The sequence below is a fragment of the Variovorax sp. 05T418 genome (assembly GCF_056396385.1).
Genome location: NZ_JBFTLJ010000003.1, coordinates 87,131 through 103,951 on the forward strand (window position 1 = coordinate 87,131; position 16,821 = coordinate 103,951).

Below are 16,821 nucleotides of genomic sequence, written 5' to 3' on the forward strand. Positions count from 1 at the left end.
CCAATTAAATCCCGACTCTTATGGTCAGAATAAAATTGGGGACACATAAATGAAGAGAGCAAAAACTCCGCTCGGAGTCCCGCGGCGGGAAGCTTTGGCTCAGGAATCGGAAGCCGCCGGCGGACGCCCGGCCTTGGCTTTGGCGACGCGGCGTTCGGTCGCTTTCTGAAGCGACGCCAAAAAATCGGCATCGCCGGCCGCCCAGCCGCGCAAGGTGGCCTCGGTCAGCGTGCCCTGGTCGGCCGCGCGCACGCCGCCGCGCACCAGTTCGACGTACGCCGCCTCGCGGGCAAACGGCGTGTTGCCCAGCTCCCAATACAGGGGATGCGGCGTCAGCAGCCTGTCGTGCCGCAGGCCCGCGTAGTGCCCGTGGCTGGACCATGGAAAGTCGCGCGCGTCCGACACCAGGCCGGCCCGCACGGGATTCAGGTCGATGTACGCCATGCAGGTCAGCAGATAGCGGTCGGTCTGGATCAGCGTCGACCTGTAGCGCCCTTCCCACAGGGTGCCGCTGCGGCCGTGGCGGTCGTTGAAATAGCGCACGTAGCTGCGCCCCACCGCCTGCATGAACTGCGGCAGCCCGGTGGTCGTGTCGGGCGTGGCCAGCAGATGGAAGTGGTTGTCCATCAGCACGTAGGCATGCAGCGCCACGCCGAAGCGCGGGGCCGCGTCCGCCATCAGGCCGAGCAGCCGCTCGTGGTCGGCGCGGTCGATGAAGATGGCCTGGCGGTTGTTGCCGCGCTGGATCACGTGGTGCGGCAGGCCGGGAAGCGTGAGGCGGGGCAGACGGGCCATGGCGTGACGAGCGCGGCGCTGTGCGCTTCGGCGGGAGTTCAGGGCAGGCGAAACCGCGTCTCGCCCAGCGTGTCGAGCCCGAACTGCGACAGCAGCTCGCCGAGCCGCGCCGCCGCACCGGCCTTGCGCTGGCCGGTGTGGCGCGCCAGGATCAGCTCGTTCTTCATGCTGTGCTCCCAGCCCACCAGTTCGGTGACCGTGACGCTGTAGCCATTGGCCTCGAGGTACAGGCAGCGCAGCACGTTGGTGAGCTGGCTGCCGATTTCGCGGGTGTGCAGCGGATGGCGCCAGAGCTCGGCCAATGGCGTGCGCGACAAGGCCAGCGCCTTGGTTTCGCGCAGGCAGGCCGCCACCTCGGCCTGGCAGCAGGGCACCAGCACCATGCAGCGCGCTTTCTTCGCGAGCCCGAAGGCGATCGCGTCGTCGGTGGCGGTGTCGCAGGCGTGCAGCGCGGTGACCACGTCGATGCGCTCGGGCAGTTCGCTCGCCTGGGCCGACTCGGCCACGGTGAGGTTCAGGAAGGACATGCGGTCGAAGCCGAGCTGGCGCGCCAATGCCCGCGATTTCTCGACCAGCTCGCTGCGCGTCTCGATGCCGTAGACATGGCCGCCTTCGCGCGAGCGGAAGAACAGGTCGTAGATGATGAAGCCCAGGTACGACTTGCCCGCGCCATGGTCGGCCAGCGTGGCTTCCGCGCCGCCGCCCGGCAGTTCGCGCAGCAGCTGCTCGATGAACTGGAACAGGTGGTAGACCTGCTTGAGCTTGCGCCGCGAATCCTGGTTAAGCCGGCCTTCGCGCGTGAGGATGTGCAGTTCCTTCAGAAGCTCGATCGACTGGCCCGGCCGCAGGACCTCCGCCAGCTCGGCTTCGGCCTTGGCGGTCTTGGCCGTCTTCACGGCCTTGGTTGCTGCCGGCGCGCTCATGGCCGGGCGCTCCCCGGGCCCACGTCCAGCGCGGCCCAGCCGTCCGGCCCCAGCGCTTCGAGCGTCTCGATGTTGCGCTCGAAGATGGCTTCGGCTTCGGGAAAGGCCTCGACCGCGCGGCTCACGCTGTCCTCGCGCAGCAGGTGCAGCGTGGGGTACGGCGCGCGGTTGGTGGCGTTGCCGATGTCGTCGGCGTCGGTGCCCGCGAACTGGAAGCGCGGATGGAAGCTCGCGAGCTGGAACACGCCGTCGAAGCCCGCGCGTGCGAGCCGGCGTTCGGCGCGTGCCGTGAAGTCGTTGAAATCCAGGAAATCGGCCAAGGTGTTGGGTGCTATCAGCAAGGTGGTGTCGCGCACGGAGGCATCGAGCGCGGCGAGTTCATCGGCCTCGGCCAGGAGCATGTCGATCAGCGCGGCTTCATCGGTGGGCAGGTACACGGCATAGCGGATCTGCGCCTTGACGTACACCGCCTTCGCGAACGGGCACAGGTTGAGCCCGATCACCGCGCGTTCGAGCCAGCGCCGCATGTCGGCTTCGGCCTGGATGGCATCGATTGTCGCCGGGCTGGTCATGCCACCTCCGCCGCAGGGCGAATTTTGCCGAGGCGCCGCGCCAGAGCCATGCCCGCGAGCGAGCATGCGAGCGTGGCGGTCCACGTCCAGTGCCAGCCGCCGGCCCGCAGGGCCACCCAGGCCACCGCCGGCGGCGCCAGGAACTGCCCCAGAGAGGACGCCTGCTGCATGAGTCCGACGGTGGTGGAAACCGTGGACGGACCGGGCGCCAGCCGGACCCCGAGCAGGAACAGCGTCGCCGGCACCATGCCGCCGCCCAGCGAAAAGACGCAGACCGCGGCATAGCGAAGCACCGGCGGCAGGCCGAGCGCGCCTTCGCCCTGCCCCAGCTGCGCGAAGGCGGCAAGGCCACCCAACGCCATCGCCAGGAAACCCGCCTGCAGCAGGCGCTCGGGCGCGACGCCGCGCTGGAGCCAACGGCCGCCCGCGACGTTGCCGACGATGTTCATCGCGGCCGCCACCGCGGTGAGCACCGCGCCCCAGCCGGCCGGCACGCCGGCGCCGGCATAGATGGCCGGAAGAAAGCCGATCACCGCCATCCACTGCGCCGAATACACGGCGAAGGTCAGCGCGATCATCCAGGGTGCGCGTGCGCCGACCGTGGCGCGCAGGCGCGACGGCCAGCCGCCGGCCATGCCGCGCGCCGCCCCCGTGCGCAACGCATCCGCGGGCACCGCCAGCCACAGCCAGAGCGCCGCGGCCGCCGACACGGCCGACAGCGTCCACCACCAGTCGGCCCATCCGCCCCAGGCGATCAGCGCCGGCCCGAAGAGCAGCGCAAGCGCAACGCCCAGCGGCATGTAGGCGCCCCAGATGCCGAGCGCCGCCTTGTCCGCGCCCGCCGGCGTCAGGGCCCGGATCAGCCCCGGCCCCGGCATGACCGCCAGCAGAAAGCCGATGCCTTCGAGCGCGCGCAGGCCGAGCAGCCATTGCACCGCAAAGGCACCGCCCAACAAGCCCGCGCCGACCGCGCCGCCCAGCAGGCTCGCCACCGTCAGCACCAAAAGGCCGGTCAGCATGCTGCGGCGCAGGCCGATGGTGTCGGCCGCGAGCCCCGCGATCAGCCCCAGGCTCATGCTCGCCACCTGCACCAGCGACAGCAGGAATCCGGCCTCGACCAGGTCGATGCCGAGCGACGCCTGCAGCGCCGGCACCGCGGGCGGCAGCTTGCCCAGGTGCAGCGCGGCGCTGACGCCGCCCAGCACCACCGCAAAGGCGGCGGCAGGCACGCGCGCGGAAGCAACGGCTGCAGGACTCATGGGACCACCTTCGCCCTGACGGGCTGCGGTGCGCGCTTGCTTGGGGCGGCCCGGCGCTGCGCTCATGCAATCCCCCGCCGGCCGGTCAGCCGTTCATGCTCGCGCATGGCGAAGCGGTCGGTCATGCCGGCGATGTAGTCGGCCACGGCGCGATGCTGGTCGCGCCGGTCTGCGTAGGAAACAGGCATCTCGGCGCCGCGCGCCAGATAGGCCTCGAACAGTTCCCGCACCACCTGCTGCGCCTGGTCGGTGGTCTGCCTCACTTGCGGATGGCGATAGAGGTTGCGGAACAGGAAGGCCTTGAGCTCGTTCGATTGCGCCTGCATGGTTTCGCTGAACGCAACGAGCGGCGGCGCCTTGCGCACGCCATCGGCATCGGCCGGCTTCGCTGTTTCGAGTGCCGCACGCGTGGCGTCGATCACGTCGTAGACCTGCGCGCTCAGCATGCGCCGGATGGTTTCGTAGAGCACGCGCCGCCCTTCCAGCTGCGGGTATTCGGCCAGCGCTTCGCGGCGGTAGCGCTCGAACAGCTCCACCTCGCCGAGCTGCTCGACGTTGATGAGTCCGGAGCGCACGCCGTCGTCGATGTCGTGCGCGTTGTAGGCGATGGCGTCGGCCAGGTTGCAAAGCTGCGCCTCGAGGCCCGGCTGCGTGCGGTCCAGGAAGCGGCGCGCCACGCCGTGGGGTTCACCCGCCTCCAGGCGCTCGGCATTGGCGCGCGAGCAGTGCTTGAGGATGCCTTCGCGGGTCTCGAAGCTGAGATTCAGGCCGTCGTACTGCGGATAGCGGTGCTCCAGGGCGTCGACCACGCGCAGGCTCTGCAGGTTGTGCTCGAAGCCGCCGTGGCCTTCCATGCAGGCGTTGAGCGCGTCCTGCCCCGCATGGCCGAACGGCGTGTGGCCGAGGTCGTGCGCAAGGGCAATCGCTTCGACCAGGTCTTCGTTGATGCGCAGGGCCCGCGCGATGGAGCGGCCCAGCTGCGCGACTTCGAGCGAATGCGTGAGCCGGGTCCGGAACAGGTCGCCTTCGTGGTTCAGGAAGACCTGCGTCTTGTAGACCAGCCGCCGGAACGCGGTGGAATGCACGATGCGGTCGCGGTCGCGCTGGAAGGCGTCGCGCGTGGGCGCCGGCGGCTCGGCATGGCGCCTTCCGCGCGAGCGCGCGGGGTGGCAGGCATAGGCCGCGAGGCTCATCGGTGCACCCTCGGCGCTGCGCTCATTCGGCCTGGCAGCAGCGCGCGAGCACTTCGCGCACCAGCGCATCGGGCGCGCTGCTGACGGCGGCGGAGCCCGGCTTGTCGATCACCACGAAACGGATCTCGCCCGCCTCGGATTTCTTGTCGACCCGCATCAGTTCGAGGTACCGGTCGGCGCCCAGCGCGGGGCCGGTGGTCGGCAGGCCGGCACGCTCGATCAGCCGCGTGAGCCGTTCGACGAACGCTGCATCGACGCCGCCGAGCCGCTGCGACAGGTGCGCCGCCATCACCATGCCGCAGCCGACCGCTTCGCCATGCAGCCACTCGCCGTAGCCCAGGCCCGACTCGATCGCATGGCCGAAGGTGTGGCCGAAATTGAGGATGGCCCGCAGGCCGGTCTCGCGCTCGTCCTGGCCGACGACCAGCGCCTTGATCTCGCAGCTGCGCTTGACCGCATGGGCCAATGCGGCGGGCTCGCGTGCCACGAGGGCGTCGACATTCGCCTCGATCCAGTCGAAGAAGGCCATGTCGTGGATCGGGCCGTACTTGATGACCTCGGCCAGGCCCGCGCTGAGTTCGCGCGGCGGCAGCGTCTGCAGCGTAGCCAGGTCGCACACCACGAGCTGCGGCTGGTAGAAGGCGCCGATCATGTTCTTGCCGAGCGGATGGTTGATGGCGGTCTTGCCGCCGACCGACGAATCGACCTGCGCCAGCAGCGTGGTCGGCACCTGCACAAAGGGCACGCCGCGCATGTAGCTCGCGGCGGCAAAGCCGGTCATGTCGCCCACCACGCCGCCGCCCAGCGCAAACAGCACGGTCTTGCGATCGCTGGCGTGGCCGAGCAGGGCATCGAAGATCAGGTTCAGGGTCTCGAGGTTCTTGTGCACCTCGCCGTCGGGCAGCTCGAGCAGGTGGACCGTGCGAAAGCGCCCGGCCAGCGCCTGGCGCAGGGCCTTGGCGTAGAGCGGCGCCACGGTGGTGTTGCTGACGACCAGCGCGCTGGCGGCCGCGGGCACGGCGGCGAAGCTCTGGGGGTTGTCCAGCAGGCCGGCGCCGATCAGGATCGGGTAGCTGCGTTCGCCGAGCTGGATGTCGACGCGTTCTGGCGGTGCGGAAGGTGGGGGCAATGGCATGGCAGCGAGTTTAGGCGCTGCGCGCCGGCGCTTCAGTCGGAGGGCTCTTCGGGCGGCGTGCCCGCGGCCACGATGCCGGCAAGCTCCAGCTGCATCACGATGATGTTGACCAGCATGGCGATCGAGGGGCGCCCGGTGTCGACCACCTCGTGGGCTGTCTCGCGATAGAGCGGATCGCGCGCATCGTGCAGTTCGCGCAGCCGGCCCAGCGGATCGGCCACCTGCAGCAGGGGCCGCTTGACGTCGTGGCGCAGGCGCCGGAACAGGTCTTCGGGCGAGGAGCGCAGGTAGATCACATGGAAGTGGTCCCGCAGCTGCTGGCGGTTGGCTTCCCGCAGCACGGCGCCGCCGCCCGTGGCCAGCACGCCGTGGGGCTGGGCGGCCAGGTCGGCGATGGCGGCCTGCTCGAGGTCGCGGAAGGCGATTTCGCCCTCCCGCTCGAAGTAATCGCGGATCGAGCAGCCGATGCGCTGCTCGATCACGTGGTCGGTATCGACGAAGGGAAGGTCCAGGCGTGCGCCCAGGCGCCGGCCCACTGCGGACTTTCCGGCGCCGGGCAACCCGACGAGTGCGATCGCCACGCGGTGGCTGCTACGCCCGCGCGTCAGCGCGCGGCGTTGCGGTCGGTAATCATCTTCGGAGTGATAAAGACGAGCATTTCGGTCTTGTTGGCAACGCGTTCGCGCTTGCGGAACAGTGCACCCAGGTAGGGCACTTCACCCAGCACCGGCACGCGCGATTCGTCATTGGTTTCGGTGAGTTCGAAGATACCACCGATGACGACCGTGCCGCCGTTCTCGACCAGCACCTCGGTCTGCACGTGCTTGGTGTTGATGGCCGGGCCGGCCGAGGTGTTGACGCCGCGGGCATCCTTGCTCACGTCGAGCGTGAGGATGATGTTGCCTTCGGGTGTGATCTGCGGCGTGACCTCGAGCTTCAGCACCGCCTTGCGGAACGAGATGGAGGTGGCGCCGCTGGACGTGGCCTGCTGGTAGGGAATTTCCTCGCCCTGCTCGATCAGCGCCTTGGTCTGGTCGGCCGTGATGACGCGCGGGCTGGACACCAGCTTGCCCTTGCCGTCGGCCTCGAGCGCCGAGATCTCGAGGTTCAGCATGCGCGACAAGCTCGAGTTGAACAGCGAGATCGCGAAGGTACCGGGCGCATTGCCGGTGCCGCCGGCATCGCCTGCGGGCAGGTTGATGAAGTTGGAGTTGGTCCAGGTGGCTGTTGCGCCGCCCACGCCGCCGGCGGCGGTGGTGACGGGCATGACGCCGAAGGTGCCGTATGCCGGATTGCCGTTGGCCGACGCGACGCGTTCGCGGGAGATACCGCCGCCCAGCCGCACACCGAGCGACTTGCCGAAGGTGTCGGAGGCTTCCACGATGCGCGCTTCGATCAGCACCTGCCGAACCGGGATGTCGAGCTTCTGGATCAGGTCGGCCACTTGCGCCAGGCGCGAGGGAATGTCCGACACGAACAGCTGGTTGGTGCGCGACTCCGCGATCACGCTGCCGCGCGGGCTCAGGATGCGCGTGGTGGTGCCGGAGCCGCCACCGCCGCCGGCCGAGGCGCCGGTGCCGGTCAGGCCCTGCGCAATGGCGATCGCCTTGGTGTAGTTGAGCTGGAACGACTGGGTGCGCAGCGGCTCCAGGTTCTCGATTGCGGCCTTGGCTTCGAATTCGAGCTTTTCCTTGGCGTTGATCTCGTCCTTGGGCGCGATCCACAGCACGCTGCCGTTCTTGCGCATGCCCAGGTTCTTGGCCTGCATGATGATGTCCAGGGCCTGGTCCCAGGGCACGTCCTTCAGCCGCAGCGTCAGCGCGCCGGTGACCGAGTCGGAGGTCACGATGTTGAAGTTGGTGAAGTCGGCAATCACCTGCAGCAGCGAGCGGATCTCGATGTTCTGGAAGTTCAGCGACAGCTTCTCGCCGTTGTAGCCCACGCCCTGCGTCAGCTTGGCCGGGTCCACCTTGCGGGCGCGGACCTCCACCACGAACTGGTTCTCGCTCTGGTAGGCGCTGTGCTCCCAGTCGCCCTTGGCCTCGATCGTCATGCGCACGCGGTCACCCGACTGTTGCGAGGTGATCAGCTGGACCGGCGTATTGAAGTCGGCCACGTCGAGGCGGCGGCGCAAGCCCTCGGGCAGCGTCGACTTGGTGAACTCCACCACGAGGCTCTTGCCCTGCTGCTTGACATCCACGCCGACCTGGTTGTTCGGCAGGTCGACGATCACGCGGCCGGTGTTGTCCGCACCCAGGCGGAAGTCGACGTCGCGCAGCGGCAGGGTGTCGCGGTTGCGGTTCTCGGCAAAGACGGTGGGCGTGGACGACGCCAGCGCGGCGCCGGCCGCGGGTTCGAGAATCACCAGCAGCGACTTGCCCTGGATCTCGGTCTTGTATGCGGTTGCCTGCTTGAGGTTCAGCACCACCCGGCTGCGCTCGCCGGCCTGGACCACATTGACGGAACGCAGGTTGCCCTGGTTCACCTCAATGGCAGAGCGGCCGATGGCGTTGGTGACGCCCGGAAAATCGAGCGCGATGCGCGCCGGCGTCTGCACGACAAAGCCGGTCGGCAAGGCCGCGAGCGGCTGGGCAAGGTCGATGCGGATCACTTCCGCGCCGGACTGCGTCGAACTGGTCACCGCCTCGATGGCGTTTTGCGCATGGGCCAAAGCGAAAGCGCCAAGTGCCAGCAGACCCAGCCCCGCAGCTCGCAGCCGCTGTGCCATCGTTGATTTTTTATGATTCATTTCGCACTCTCTTGCAGCTGCAATGTCGCCACGCGTTCGATCCATTCACCGGCGGCGTCCTGCACGATTTCACGCAGGGCGATTTCGGTTTCGTTGATACGGGTAATGCGCCCGTAGTTGAGGCCCAGGTATTCGCCGACCCGCACCTTGTAGAGCAGCTTGTCGACACGAACCAGCGCCACCGGCTGGCCGTTGCGGTTCATGCTGCCCACCATGGCCATGGAGTCGAGCGGGAAGGCTTCGAGCGCTTCCTTGCGGCGCACCAGCTCGGGCGCGATCAGTTCCGACGTGCTGGGCTGGTTCGATTCCCGGCGCAGCGCCTGGGTCAGCTTCAGCAGGTTGAACGGCTCGAACGCCGCGCCCTCGGTGTAGGCCTGGGGGGTGAATTTCTTGGGTTCCGTGATCGGCGGCACCGTGGGCTTGACCTGGGCGCGCTGCTCGACCATCCAGCGGCGCAGGTCTTCCTGCTCCGAATCGGCGCAGGCGCTCAGGCCCAGGGCGGCCGCGACCAGCCACAGGAGGTTGGCGGTGGTCCTCATTTCTTCGCCTTCGGCGCCGCGGCGCGTTTCTGGGCCGCGCGCTCTTCGTCATCGAGATAGCGGTAGGTGCGTGCCGTGGCATCCATCGTGAGGGTGCCGTCCTTGTCTTTTTGCTGCGGGGTGATCGTGAGGTTGTTCAGCGTCACGATGCGCGAGAGGCTCGCGACGTCGGCGGCGAAGGAGCCGATGTCGTGGTAGCGGCCGGTCACGCGCACGGCGATCGGCAGCTCCGCGTAGTAGTCCTTCACCGAAACCTGTCCCGGGCGGAACAGTTCGAACTGCAGGCTGCGCCCGAGCCCGGCCTGGTTGATGTCGGACAGCAATGCGTCCATTTCCGCCTTGCTGGGCAGCTGCTTCTCGAGCAGCGTCACGTATTGCTGCACCTGCTCGCGCTGCTTCTTCAGCAGGTCGAGATTGGCGGCCAGCGCCACCTTCTTCTGGTAGTCGGCGCGCAGCGTGACTTCCTTGGCGCGCTCGCTCTCGAGCTCGTCGTTGGAGTTGGTCAGCCACACGAACCACAGGCCGGCCAGCACCAGGGCCGTGACCGCCAGGCACAGGGCGTAGCGGGGCACCGCCGGCCATGCGGACGGGTCGTTCGGGTTCAGGTTGCGGAACTGGTCGCCGAAGCCGCGCAGCGCCGCGCCGACGTCCAGTTTTTGAGAGGGGCGATTGCTTGCCATGATCCGTCTACCCCTTGGCTGGCGCCGCTGCGGCCAGGGCCTTGTCGGCCGCGGCCTTTTGCGCGTCGGTCGGCCGCTTGAGGCCGATGCGCATGGTGAAGTTCGCCACGCGGCGCTGGTCGCGCTGACTCAGGCTCACCGTTGCGGAAGTGATTTCGACCAGCTCGGGCTTGACCAGCCACGGGCTGTTGTTGCCCAGGTTGCGCAGCAGCTCCGAGACGCGCTCGTTCGACTGCGCCATGCCCTGCAGCGTGACGGTCTGGTTGTCCTGCTTCATGCTGGTCAGGTAGACGCCGTCGGGCAGCTGGCGAACCAGTTCGTTGAGCAGGTGCACCGGCAGGTTGCGGTCGCCCTGGAGGTCTTCGACCGCCTGCTGGCGCGCGCGCAGCGCGGCAATTTCTTCCTGCAGGGTCGAGATTTCCTTGATCTCGACTTCGAGCTTGGTGATCTCGGTCTTGAGGAAATTGTTCTTGGCCTGCTGGGCCGAGATCTGCGCCTCGAACCAGAGATAGCCCAGGCCGGCGATCAGCACGCCCAGCACGGCGGCCGCGCCCAGGGTGCCGTAGAACGCTTCGCGGCGCCGCTTGCGTGCGGCTTCGCGGTGCGGAAGCAGGTTGATGAGGATCACTGCACGAACCTCCGCATGGCCAGGCCGCAAGAGGTCAGGTAGGAGGGCGCTTCGCGCCGGACCTTCTTCTCGCGGATGTTCGGGCCCAGTTCCATGCCGTCGAACGGGTTCACGAGCGAACAGGCGAACGAGGTCTGGCGCGTCACGGCGCTGGTCAGGCTGGGCAGCGAGGCCGAGCCGCCGGCAAGCAGCACGTAGTCCACGCGGTTGTGGGGCGTGCTGGTGAAGAAGAACTGCAGCGCACGGGCAATTTCCTGCGCGATGCTTTCCACGAAGGGCTTCAGGACGCCCGAGCCGTAGTCGTCGGGCAGGTCGCCGCTGCGCTTCTTGGCTTCGGCCTCTTCGGCCGAGAAACCGTACTGGCGCACGATCAGCTGGGTCAGCTGCGCGCCGCCGAAGGCCTGGTCGCGGTCATACAGCACTTCCTGGTTGCGCAGCACCTGCATGCTGGTGGTGAAGGCACCCACTTCGAAAAGCGCCACCACGGCATCGAGGCCCTTGCCGGGCAACTGTTCGATCAGGCGGGCGGTCGCGAGTCGGGAGGCGTAGGACTCGACGTCGAGGATCACCGCCTTCAGCCCGGCCGCTTCGGCCAGGCCTTCGCGGTCCTGCACCTTTTCCTTGCGGGACGCGGCAATCAGCACCTCGACGTCGCCGGCAGAGGCGGTGCTCTGCCCGGTCACGCAGAAATCGAGGCTGACCTCGTCGAGCGAGAACGGGATGTACTGGTTGGCTTCGGACTCGACCTGGATTTCGAGCTCCTGCTCGCTCATGCCGCCCGGAAGAATGATCTTCTTGGTGATGACTGCCGAGGGAGGCAGCGCCAGCGCGACGTTGCGCGTGCGGGTGCCGCTCTTGCGCACGACCCGGCGGACGGCTTCGGCCACTTCGTCGAACTTCTCGACGTTGCCGTCGGTGATCCAGCCCCGTTCCAGGGGTTCGATCGCGCAGCGCTCGAGAACCAGCTTGCCACTGGCTTCACGGCCGAGCTCGACCAGCTTCACGCTGGAAGAGCTGACATCCAGGCCGAGCATGGGGGCGTTCTGACGGCGAAACAATGATCCGAAAGCAGCCAAGTTAGGTCCCTTTACCCCTGCATTTGTAACCAATGGAAAAATTTGCGTTCGGTTGCATGCTAGCAGCAGACGTAGCGGCGGCCAAACAACCCGCGCCGGCAAAATGGCGGACCGTTGTCAAAAGCTGACGCTGAAGCCACATTTAGTAACTTTTGGTTTAGCCCGCAACGATGCACACAAGTTCGGCCCGTGGCAAGGGGGCGGCTTTTTATAATGTGCGGTGACTCCCCGGGCCCACATGCAAGAAACTTCACGCCCCAAAGGGCCAGCCAAGACCCCTCCTTCCACACGACCAGCCTGGCTGAAATGGCTGCTGCGCTTCATGGTCTGGGGGTTCGGCATCGCCGCGGCCGGTGTTCTGGCGCTGCTGTGCGTGATCGCCGTCGCCCTGGCTGTGGCCTACCCCAACCTTCCCGACATCTCCGAGCTGTCGGACTACCGGCCGAAACTGCCGCTGCGGGTCTTTTCCGCGGAGGGCATCCTGATTGGCGAATTCGGCGAGGAGCGGCGCAATCTAACCCCGATCGCGGCAATCCCCAAGCTCGTGAAGGAGGCGGTGTTGGCTGCCGAAGACACCCGCTTCTACGACCACGGCGGCGTCGACTACAAGGGCATGGTGCGCGCCGGCCTGGCCAACATGAACCGCGTGAAGAGCCAGGGCGCCTCGACCATCACCATGCAGGTGGCGCGCAACGTCTACCTGAGCTCCGAGAAAACGCTGACCCGCAAGATCTACGAGGTGCTGCTCACCTTCAAGCTGGAGCACCTGCTCACCAAGGACCAGATCTTCGAGATCTACCTGAACCAGATCTACCTGGGCAACCGCGCCTACGGCTTCGCGGCCGCGTCGGAAGCGTATTTCGGCAAGCCGCTGCAGGAGCTCTCCATTGCGCAGGCGGCCATGCTGGCGGGCCTGCCGAAGGCGCCGGGCGCGAACAACCCTGTCAACAATCCGCAGCGCGCGCGCGGCCGCCAGTTCTATGTGATCGACCGCATGCAGGACGCAGGCTTCATCACCGCCGAGCAGGCCGCCGAAGCCAAGAAAGAGGAACTGCACCTGCGCGATGCGGCCGACCCGAACCGCCTGCACGCCGAATACGTGGCCGAAACCGTGCGCCAGCTGATGTATGCGCAGTACGGCGACAGCACCTACACGCGCGGACTCAAGGTCTACACCTCGCTGGTCGCCGCCGACCAGGCTGCGGCATACAAGGCCCTGCGCAAGGGCATCATGGACTACGAGCGGCGCCAGATCTACCGCGGCCCCGAGAAATTCGTCGAGCTGCCCAACGACCCGAAGGAACTCGACGACGCGGTCGACGACGCGCTGACCGACCATCCCGACAACGGCGACGTGATGGCGGCCGTGGTGCTCAAGGCCAACGCCAAGGAAATCTCGGCCGTGCGCGGCAACGGCGACCCGGTGCAGATCACGGGCGAGGGCCTCAAGCCCGCGCAGTCCGGCCTTGCCGACAAGGCGCCGCCCAACATCAAGATCCGGCGCGGCGCGGTGATCCGCGTGGTGAAGACGCCCAAGAACACCTGGGAAATCACCCAGCTGCCCGAAGTGGAAGGCGCCTTCGTCGCCATGGACCCGCGCGATGGCGCCATCAAGGCGCTGGTGGGCGGATTCGACTTCGGCAAGAACAAGTTCAACCACGTGACGCAGGCCTGGCGCCAGCCGGGCTCGAGCTTCAAGCCCTTCATCTACTCGGCCGCGCTCGAGAAGGGCTTCACGCCGGCCACGGTCATCAATGACGGACCCCTGTTCTTCGATGCCGGCACCACCGGCGGGCAGCCCTGGGAGCCCAAGAACTACGGCGGGGGCTACGACGGCCCGATGTCGATGCGCACCGCGCTCATGAAGTCGAAGAACCTGGTCTCGATCCGCATCCTGCAATCGATCGGCACGCGCTACGCCCAGGAATGGATCACCAATTTCGGCTTCGACAAGGACAAGCATCCGGCCTACCTGCCGATGGCGCTGGGCGCCGGCGCGGTCACGCCGATGCAGATGGCCACCGCCTACTCGGTGTTCGCCAATGGCGGCTACCGCGTCAATCCCTACCTGGTGACCCGCATCACCGACCACAAGGACAAGGTGCTGGTCGACAAGCAGCCGCCGCTGCTCAACGAGACGATCCGCGCCATTCCCCAGCGCAACGCGTTCATCATGGACACGCTGCTGCAATCGGTGGCGCGCGCCGGCACCGCGGCCAAGGCCCAGGCCATGCTCAAGCGGCCCGACCTCTACGGCAAGACCGGCACCACCAACGATTCGCTCGACGCCTGGTTCGCCGGCTTCCAGCCCACGATGACCGCCATCTCCTGGATCGGCTACGACACGCCGCGCAACCTGGGCGACCGCGAAACCGGCGGCGGCCTGAGCCTGCCGATCTGGATCAACTACATGGAAACGGCGATCAAGGGCGTGCCCGTGACCGATCTTTCCGCCACGCCGCCGTCGGGCGTCGTGAGTGTGGGCGGCGAGTGGTACTACGACGACTACGCGCCGGGCCGCGGTGTGCCCAGCCTCGGCGTGGACACCGCTTCATCCCCGCCGGCCGAGTCCCTGAGCGGCGTTCCGGTGAGCCCGCCCCCGCCGCCCGAGGAGCGCAACCGCATCCTCGACCTTTTCAGGAACTGAAGAAGACGCCGCTGACGGCTCAGGCGGCCGCAAACTCCAGCGGCTGCCCGGCCTGAAGGCTCGCCTCACGCGAAAGATTTCCGAAGAATTCCTCGCCCGTCTTGGTGTCGACCCAGGCCTTGCCGTCGTAGCGGTAGTGATAGCCGCCAGAGCGCGCGGCAAGCCAGATCTCCTGCAGGGGCTTCTGCAGGTTCACGATCAGCTGGCTGCCGTTCTTGAATGAAATCGTGATCATGCCGCCCACGCGCTGGTTGTCGATGTCGGCGTCGGTTGCGTCGTTGATGCGGTCGCAGCCCTGCTCGATGGCGGCGAGCGCGGCTTCGGCGCGGTCCATGTATTCGGAGTCGGTCATTACAATTTCGTTATGTTGAATGTTCGTCAAATTCTAGTGAGCGCCCCCGCCCGCGCTGTGCTCATGGTCAGTCTTGCCGTGGCGGCGGCCGGTTTGTCTGCTTGCGGCCAGCGCGGACCGCTGTTCCTGCCGACCGATCCGGCGGCGGCGCAGCGCGCCACCCTGCCTCAGCTGCTGACCCCCGGCGGCCCGCGCCCCGCCTCCGAAACCGAGGCCGCGCCCAAGCCCGCTGCGGCCAGCAGCGCCCCGGCTCCGGCCACCCCCAGCACCGGAACCCAAAAGTGACGAACGCTTCCCTGCCCCTCCCGGGCCACCCCCACATCGCGCACCGCGACGGCGCGCTCCACGTCGAAGGCCTCGGCCTGGAAGCGCTGGCGCGCGAGCATGGCACGCCGCTGTTCGTCTATTCGAAGCAATGGATGCTCGACGCGCTGGCCGCCTACCAGCGCGGCTTCGAGGGCCGCAGCGCCCTGATCTGCTATGCGATGAAGGCGAATTCGTCGCTCGGCGTGCTGCGCGTGTTCGCCGAAGCCGGCTGCGGCTTCGACATCGTCTCGGGCGGAGAGCTGGCGCGCGTGCTGGCGGTGGGCGCCGACCCGGCCAAGATCATCTTCTCGGGCGTGGGCAAGACCCGCGCCGAAATGCGGCAGGCGCTGGCCGCCGGCATCGCCTGCTTCAACGTCGAGAGCGAAGCCGAGCTCGACGTGCTCAACGAAGTGGCACTGGCCGAGGGGCGCCGCGCGCCCATCAGCATCCGCATCAACCCGAACGTCGATCCAAAGACGCATCCCTACATTTCCACCGGTCTCAAGGGCAACAAGTTCGGCATCGCCCACGACCGCGCGGTCGAGGCCTATCGCCATGCCGCCAAGCTGCCGGGGCTCGAGGTGGTGGGTATCGACTGCCACATCGGCTCGCAGATCACCGAGGCCTCGCCCTACCTGGACGCCTGCGACCGGGTGCTCGACCTGGTCGAGGCCATCGAGGCGGCCGGCGTGCCCATTCACCACCTCGACTTCGGCGGCGGCCTGGGCATCGACTACAACGGCGAAGTGCCGCCCAAGGCCGATGCGCTGTGGCAGCAGCTGCTCGCGCGGCTCGATGCGCGCGGCTTCGGCCAGCGCAAGCTCGTCATCGAGCCCGGCCGTTCGCTGGTCGGCAATGCGGGCGTGTGCCTGACCGAGGTGCTCTACACCAAGCCGGGCGAAGACAAGAATTTCTGCATCGTCGACGCGGCCATGAACGACCTGCCCCGCCCCGCGATGTACCAGGCGTTCCAGAAGATCGTGCCGCTGCGCATCCGCGCCGGCGATGCGCCCACCTACGACGTGGTCGGCCCGGTCTGCGAAAGCGGCGACTGGATCGGCCGCGACCGCGCGCTCAACGTGGTGTCCGGCGACCTGCTGGCGGTGCTGTCCGCCGGTGCGTACTGCATGAGCATGGCCAGCAACTACAACACGCGCGGCCGTGCCGCCGAAGTGCTGGTGAGCGGCCGGAGCGCCACGCTGATCCGCCGCCGCGAGACGATGGAAGACCAGCTGCGCAGCGAGCGGATCGAGGACTGATCCGCGCGCGACCGGGGTGGTTCGCGCCGGTCAGCCGGTGCTGCTGCGCAGTGCCTTCTCGCTGCCGCTGCCGCCACACACGCCGGCCGACGGCTTCGGCCTGCGCTTGCTCGCGTAGTTCCAAACGCGCCATCCGAGCAGCACTGCGATGATCGCGGCATAGACGAACACTTCGGCAAAGTTGTTCTTGCCCGCACGCATCCAGAAGAAGTGCAGCAGGCCCAGGCCGGCGATCAGGTAGACCAGCTTGTGCAGCATCTGCCAGCGCCTGGCGCCCATGGCCTTGATGGCGCGGTTGAACGAGGTGGCCGCAAGCGGCGTCAGCAGCACGAAGGCCGAGAAACCCACCAGGATGAACGGCCGCTTGGCAATGTCCTTGGCGATGTCGGCCCACTCGAAGCCCATGTCGAACCAGCTGTAGCACAGCAGGTGCAGCACCACATAGAAATACGCGAACAGCCCCAGCATGCGGCGAAAGCGCGCCAGCGCATTGGCCTTGGCCATCACGCGCAGCGGCGTCACCGCCAGCACGATGCAGATGAAGCGCAGGGTCCAGTCGCCGGTGGCGCGGATCAGGAACTCGGCCGGATTCGCGCCCAGCCCGTCGGTGAATGCGCCATAGGCCAGCCGCGCGAACGGCAGCAGGCACAGCAGGAAGATGACCGGCTTGGCCGCCGGATGCATGAGCAGCTTGTTCATGGGGCAAGG

17 protein-coding genes are annotated in these 16,821 nt (G+C 67.6%); 3 read left to right on the forward strand and 14 right to left on the reverse strand.

Annotated features, from left to right (window positions below; translation table 11 throughout):
• Nucleotides 1–99: 99 nt before the first annotated feature.
• The 12 genes from AC1DMS_RS06415 to AC1DMS_RS06470 all read right to left on the reverse strand — a co-directional run bounded on the left by AC1DMS_RS06415 (nucleotide 100) and on the right by AC1DMS_RS06470 (nucleotide 11,549).
• A complete protein-coding gene (locus tag AC1DMS_RS06415; protein ID WP_062363049.1) occupies nucleotides 100–795 on the reverse strand; it encodes a transposase in 696 nt (231 codons plus the stop codon).
• Nucleotides 796–833: 38 nt separating this feature from the next.
• Nucleotides 834–1,718: a class I SAM-dependent methyltransferase gene (locus AC1DMS_RS06420; RefSeq protein WP_018906528.1), complete on the reverse strand. Its 885-nt coding sequence runs from the start codon at nucleotides 1,716–1,718 to the stop codon at nucleotides 834–836.
• A complete protein-coding gene (locus AC1DMS_RS06425; protein WP_062363052.1) occupies nucleotides 1,715–2,290 on the reverse strand; it encodes a DUF1415 domain-containing protein in 576 nt (191 codons plus the stop codon). Before AC1DMS_RS06425 ends, AC1DMS_RS06420 begins: the two co-directional genes overlap by 4 nt.
• Nucleotides 2,287–3,549, reverse strand: a complete 1,263-nt coding sequence (locus tag AC1DMS_RS06430) for an MFS transporter (RefSeq protein WP_062363055.1) — start codon at nucleotides 3,547–3,549, stop codon at nucleotides 2,287–2,289. Before AC1DMS_RS06430 ends, AC1DMS_RS06425 begins: the two co-directional genes overlap by 4 nt.
• A 62-nt stretch (nucleotides 3,550–3,611) precedes the next feature.
• A complete protein-coding gene (locus AC1DMS_RS06435) occupies nucleotides 3,612–4,742 on the reverse strand; it encodes a deoxyguanosinetriphosphate triphosphohydrolase (protein ID WP_062363058.1) in 1,131 nt (376 codons plus the stop codon).
• 22 nt (nucleotides 4,743–4,764) lie between these two features.
• The gene (aroB, locus tag AC1DMS_RS06440) at nucleotides 4,765–5,877 is read right to left on the reverse strand and encodes a 3-dehydroquinate synthase (RefSeq protein WP_478180824.1); all 1,113 of its coding nucleotides are present in this window, start codon (nucleotides 5,875–5,877) and stop codon (nucleotides 4,765–4,767) included.
• 32 nt (nucleotides 5,878–5,909) lie between these two features.
• Nucleotides 5,910–6,458 (reverse strand): shikimate kinase, encoded by a 549-nt coding sequence (locus tag AC1DMS_RS06445; RefSeq protein WP_012746294.1) that lies wholly within the window; start codon nucleotides 6,456–6,458, stop codon nucleotides 5,910–5,912.
• Nucleotides 6,459–6,481: 23 nt separating this feature from the next.
• Complete coding sequence (locus AC1DMS_RS06450; RefSeq protein ID WP_012746293.1) at nucleotides 6,482–8,626, reverse strand: type IV pilus secretin PilQ; 2,145 nt, start codon at nucleotides 8,624–8,626, stop codon at nucleotides 6,482–6,484.
• A complete protein-coding gene (locus AC1DMS_RS06455; RefSeq protein WP_012746292.1) occupies nucleotides 8,623–9,165 on the reverse strand; it encodes a pilus assembly protein PilP in 543 nt (180 codons plus the stop codon). The genes AC1DMS_RS06450 and AC1DMS_RS06455 overlap by 4 nt, the downstream gene beginning before the upstream one ends.
• Nucleotides 9,162–9,845: a type IV pilus inner membrane component PilO gene (locus tag AC1DMS_RS06460; protein WP_012746291.1), complete on the reverse strand. Its 684-nt coding sequence runs from the start codon at nucleotides 9,843–9,845 to the stop codon at nucleotides 9,162–9,164. The genes AC1DMS_RS06455 and AC1DMS_RS06460 overlap by 4 nt, the downstream gene beginning before the upstream one ends.
• Nucleotides 9,846–9,852: 7 nt before the next feature.
• The gene (locus AC1DMS_RS06465; RefSeq protein ID WP_012746290.1) at nucleotides 9,853–10,473 is read right to left on the reverse strand and encodes a PilN domain-containing protein; all 621 of its coding nucleotides are present in this window, start codon (nucleotides 10,471–10,473) and stop codon (nucleotides 9,853–9,855) included.
• Nucleotides 10,470–11,549: a pilus assembly protein PilM gene (locus tag AC1DMS_RS06470; RefSeq protein ID WP_012746289.1), complete on the reverse strand. Its 1,080-nt coding sequence runs from the start codon at nucleotides 11,547–11,549 to the stop codon at nucleotides 10,470–10,472. Before AC1DMS_RS06470 ends, AC1DMS_RS06465 begins: the two co-directional genes overlap by 4 nt.
• A gap of 238 nt (nucleotides 11,550–11,787) precedes the next feature.
• On the opposite strand from AC1DMS_RS06470, the gene AC1DMS_RS06475 reads away from it, so the two are divergent.
• Entirely contained in the window at nucleotides 11,788–14,196 is a 2,409-nt protein-coding gene (locus AC1DMS_RS06475) for a penicillin-binding protein 1A (protein ID WP_026284348.1), read from the forward strand.
• Between the two features lie 19 nt (nucleotides 14,197–14,215).
• On the opposite strand, the gene cyaY is transcribed toward AC1DMS_RS06475, so the two are convergent.
• A complete protein-coding gene (gene cyaY, locus AC1DMS_RS06480) occupies nucleotides 14,216–14,548 on the reverse strand; it encodes an iron donor protein CyaY (protein ID WP_012746287.1) in 333 nt (110 codons plus the stop codon).
• Between the two features lie 63 nt (nucleotides 14,549–14,611).
• Between cyaY and lptM the strand changes: the two genes are divergently transcribed.
• Nucleotides 14,612–14,833, forward strand: coding sequence for an LPS translocon maturation chaperone LptM (gene lptM / locus AC1DMS_RS06485; protein WP_155736560.1), 222 nt, complete (start codon nucleotides 14,612–14,614; stop codon nucleotides 14,831–14,833).
• Nucleotides 14,830–16,113 carry a diaminopimelate decarboxylase gene (gene lysA / locus AC1DMS_RS06490; protein WP_478180825.1) on the forward strand — a complete coding sequence of 428 codons (1,284 nt, stop codon included), beginning with the start codon at nucleotides 14,830–14,832 and terminating at the stop codon, nucleotides 16,111–16,113. Before lptM ends, lysA begins: the two co-directional genes overlap by 4 nt.
• Nucleotides 16,114–16,143: 30 nt before the next feature.
• On the opposite strand, the gene AC1DMS_RS06495 is transcribed toward lysA, so the two are convergent.
• Nucleotides 16,144–16,812, reverse strand: coding sequence for a protein-methionine-sulfoxide reductase heme-binding subunit MsrQ (locus AC1DMS_RS06495; RefSeq protein WP_478180826.1), 669 nt, complete (start codon nucleotides 16,810–16,812; stop codon nucleotides 16,144–16,146).
• Between the last annotated feature and the right edge of the window lie 9 nt (nucleotides 16,813–16,821).

What these genes read in the sequence shown, in the direction of transcription:
- cyaY (WP_012746287.1), bottom strand. Translation starts at nt 14,548, where the DNA reads ATGACCGACTCCGAATACATGGACCGCGCCGAAGCCGCGCTCGCCGCC.
- lptM (WP_155736560.1), top strand. Translation starts at nt 14,612, where the DNA reads ATGGTCAGTCTTGCCGTGGCGGCGGCCGGTTTGTCTGCTTGCGGCCAG.
- AC1DMS_RS06455 (WP_012746292.1), bottom strand. Translation starts at nt 9,165, where the DNA reads ATGAGGACCACCGCCAACCTCCTGTGGCTGGTCGCGGCCGCCCTGGGC.
- AC1DMS_RS06430 (WP_062363055.1), bottom strand. Translation starts at nt 3,549, where the DNA reads ATGAGTCCTGCAGCCGTTGCTTCCGCGCGCGTGCCTGCCGCCGCCTTT.
- AC1DMS_RS06450 (WP_012746293.1), bottom strand. Translation starts at nt 8,626, where the DNA reads ATGAATCATAAAAAATCAACGATGGCACAGCGGCTGCGAGCTGCGGGG.
- AC1DMS_RS06475 (WP_026284348.1), top strand. Translation starts at nt 11,788, where the DNA reads ATGCAAGAAACTTCACGCCCCAAAGGGCCAGCCAAGACCCCTCCTTCC.
- aroB (WP_478180824.1), bottom strand. Translation starts at nt 5,877, where the DNA reads ATGCCATTGCCCCCACCTTCCGCACCGCCAGAACGCGTCGACATCCAG.
- AC1DMS_RS06435 (WP_062363058.1), bottom strand. Translation starts at nt 4,742, where the DNA reads ATGAGCCTCGCGGCCTATGCCTGCCACCCCGCGCGCTCGCGCGGAAGG.
- AC1DMS_RS06425 (WP_062363052.1), bottom strand. Translation starts at nt 2,290, where the DNA reads ATGACCAGCCCGGCGACAATCGATGCCATCCAGGCCGAAGCCGACATG.
- AC1DMS_RS06420 (WP_018906528.1), bottom strand. Translation starts at nt 1,718, where the DNA reads ATGAGCGCGCCGGCAGCAACCAAGGCCGTGAAGACGGCCAAGACCGCC.
- AC1DMS_RS06495 (WP_478180826.1), bottom strand. Translation starts at nt 16,812, where the DNA reads ATGAACAAGCTGCTCATGCATCCGGCGGCCAAGCCGGTCATCTTCCTG.
- AC1DMS_RS06460 (WP_012746291.1), bottom strand. Translation starts at nt 9,845, where the DNA reads ATGGCAAGCAATCGCCCCTCTCAAAAACTGGACGTCGGCGCGGCGCTG.
- AC1DMS_RS06415 (WP_062363049.1), bottom strand. Translation starts at nt 795, where the DNA reads ATGGCCCGTCTGCCCCGCCTCACGCTTCCCGGCCTGCCGCACCACGTG.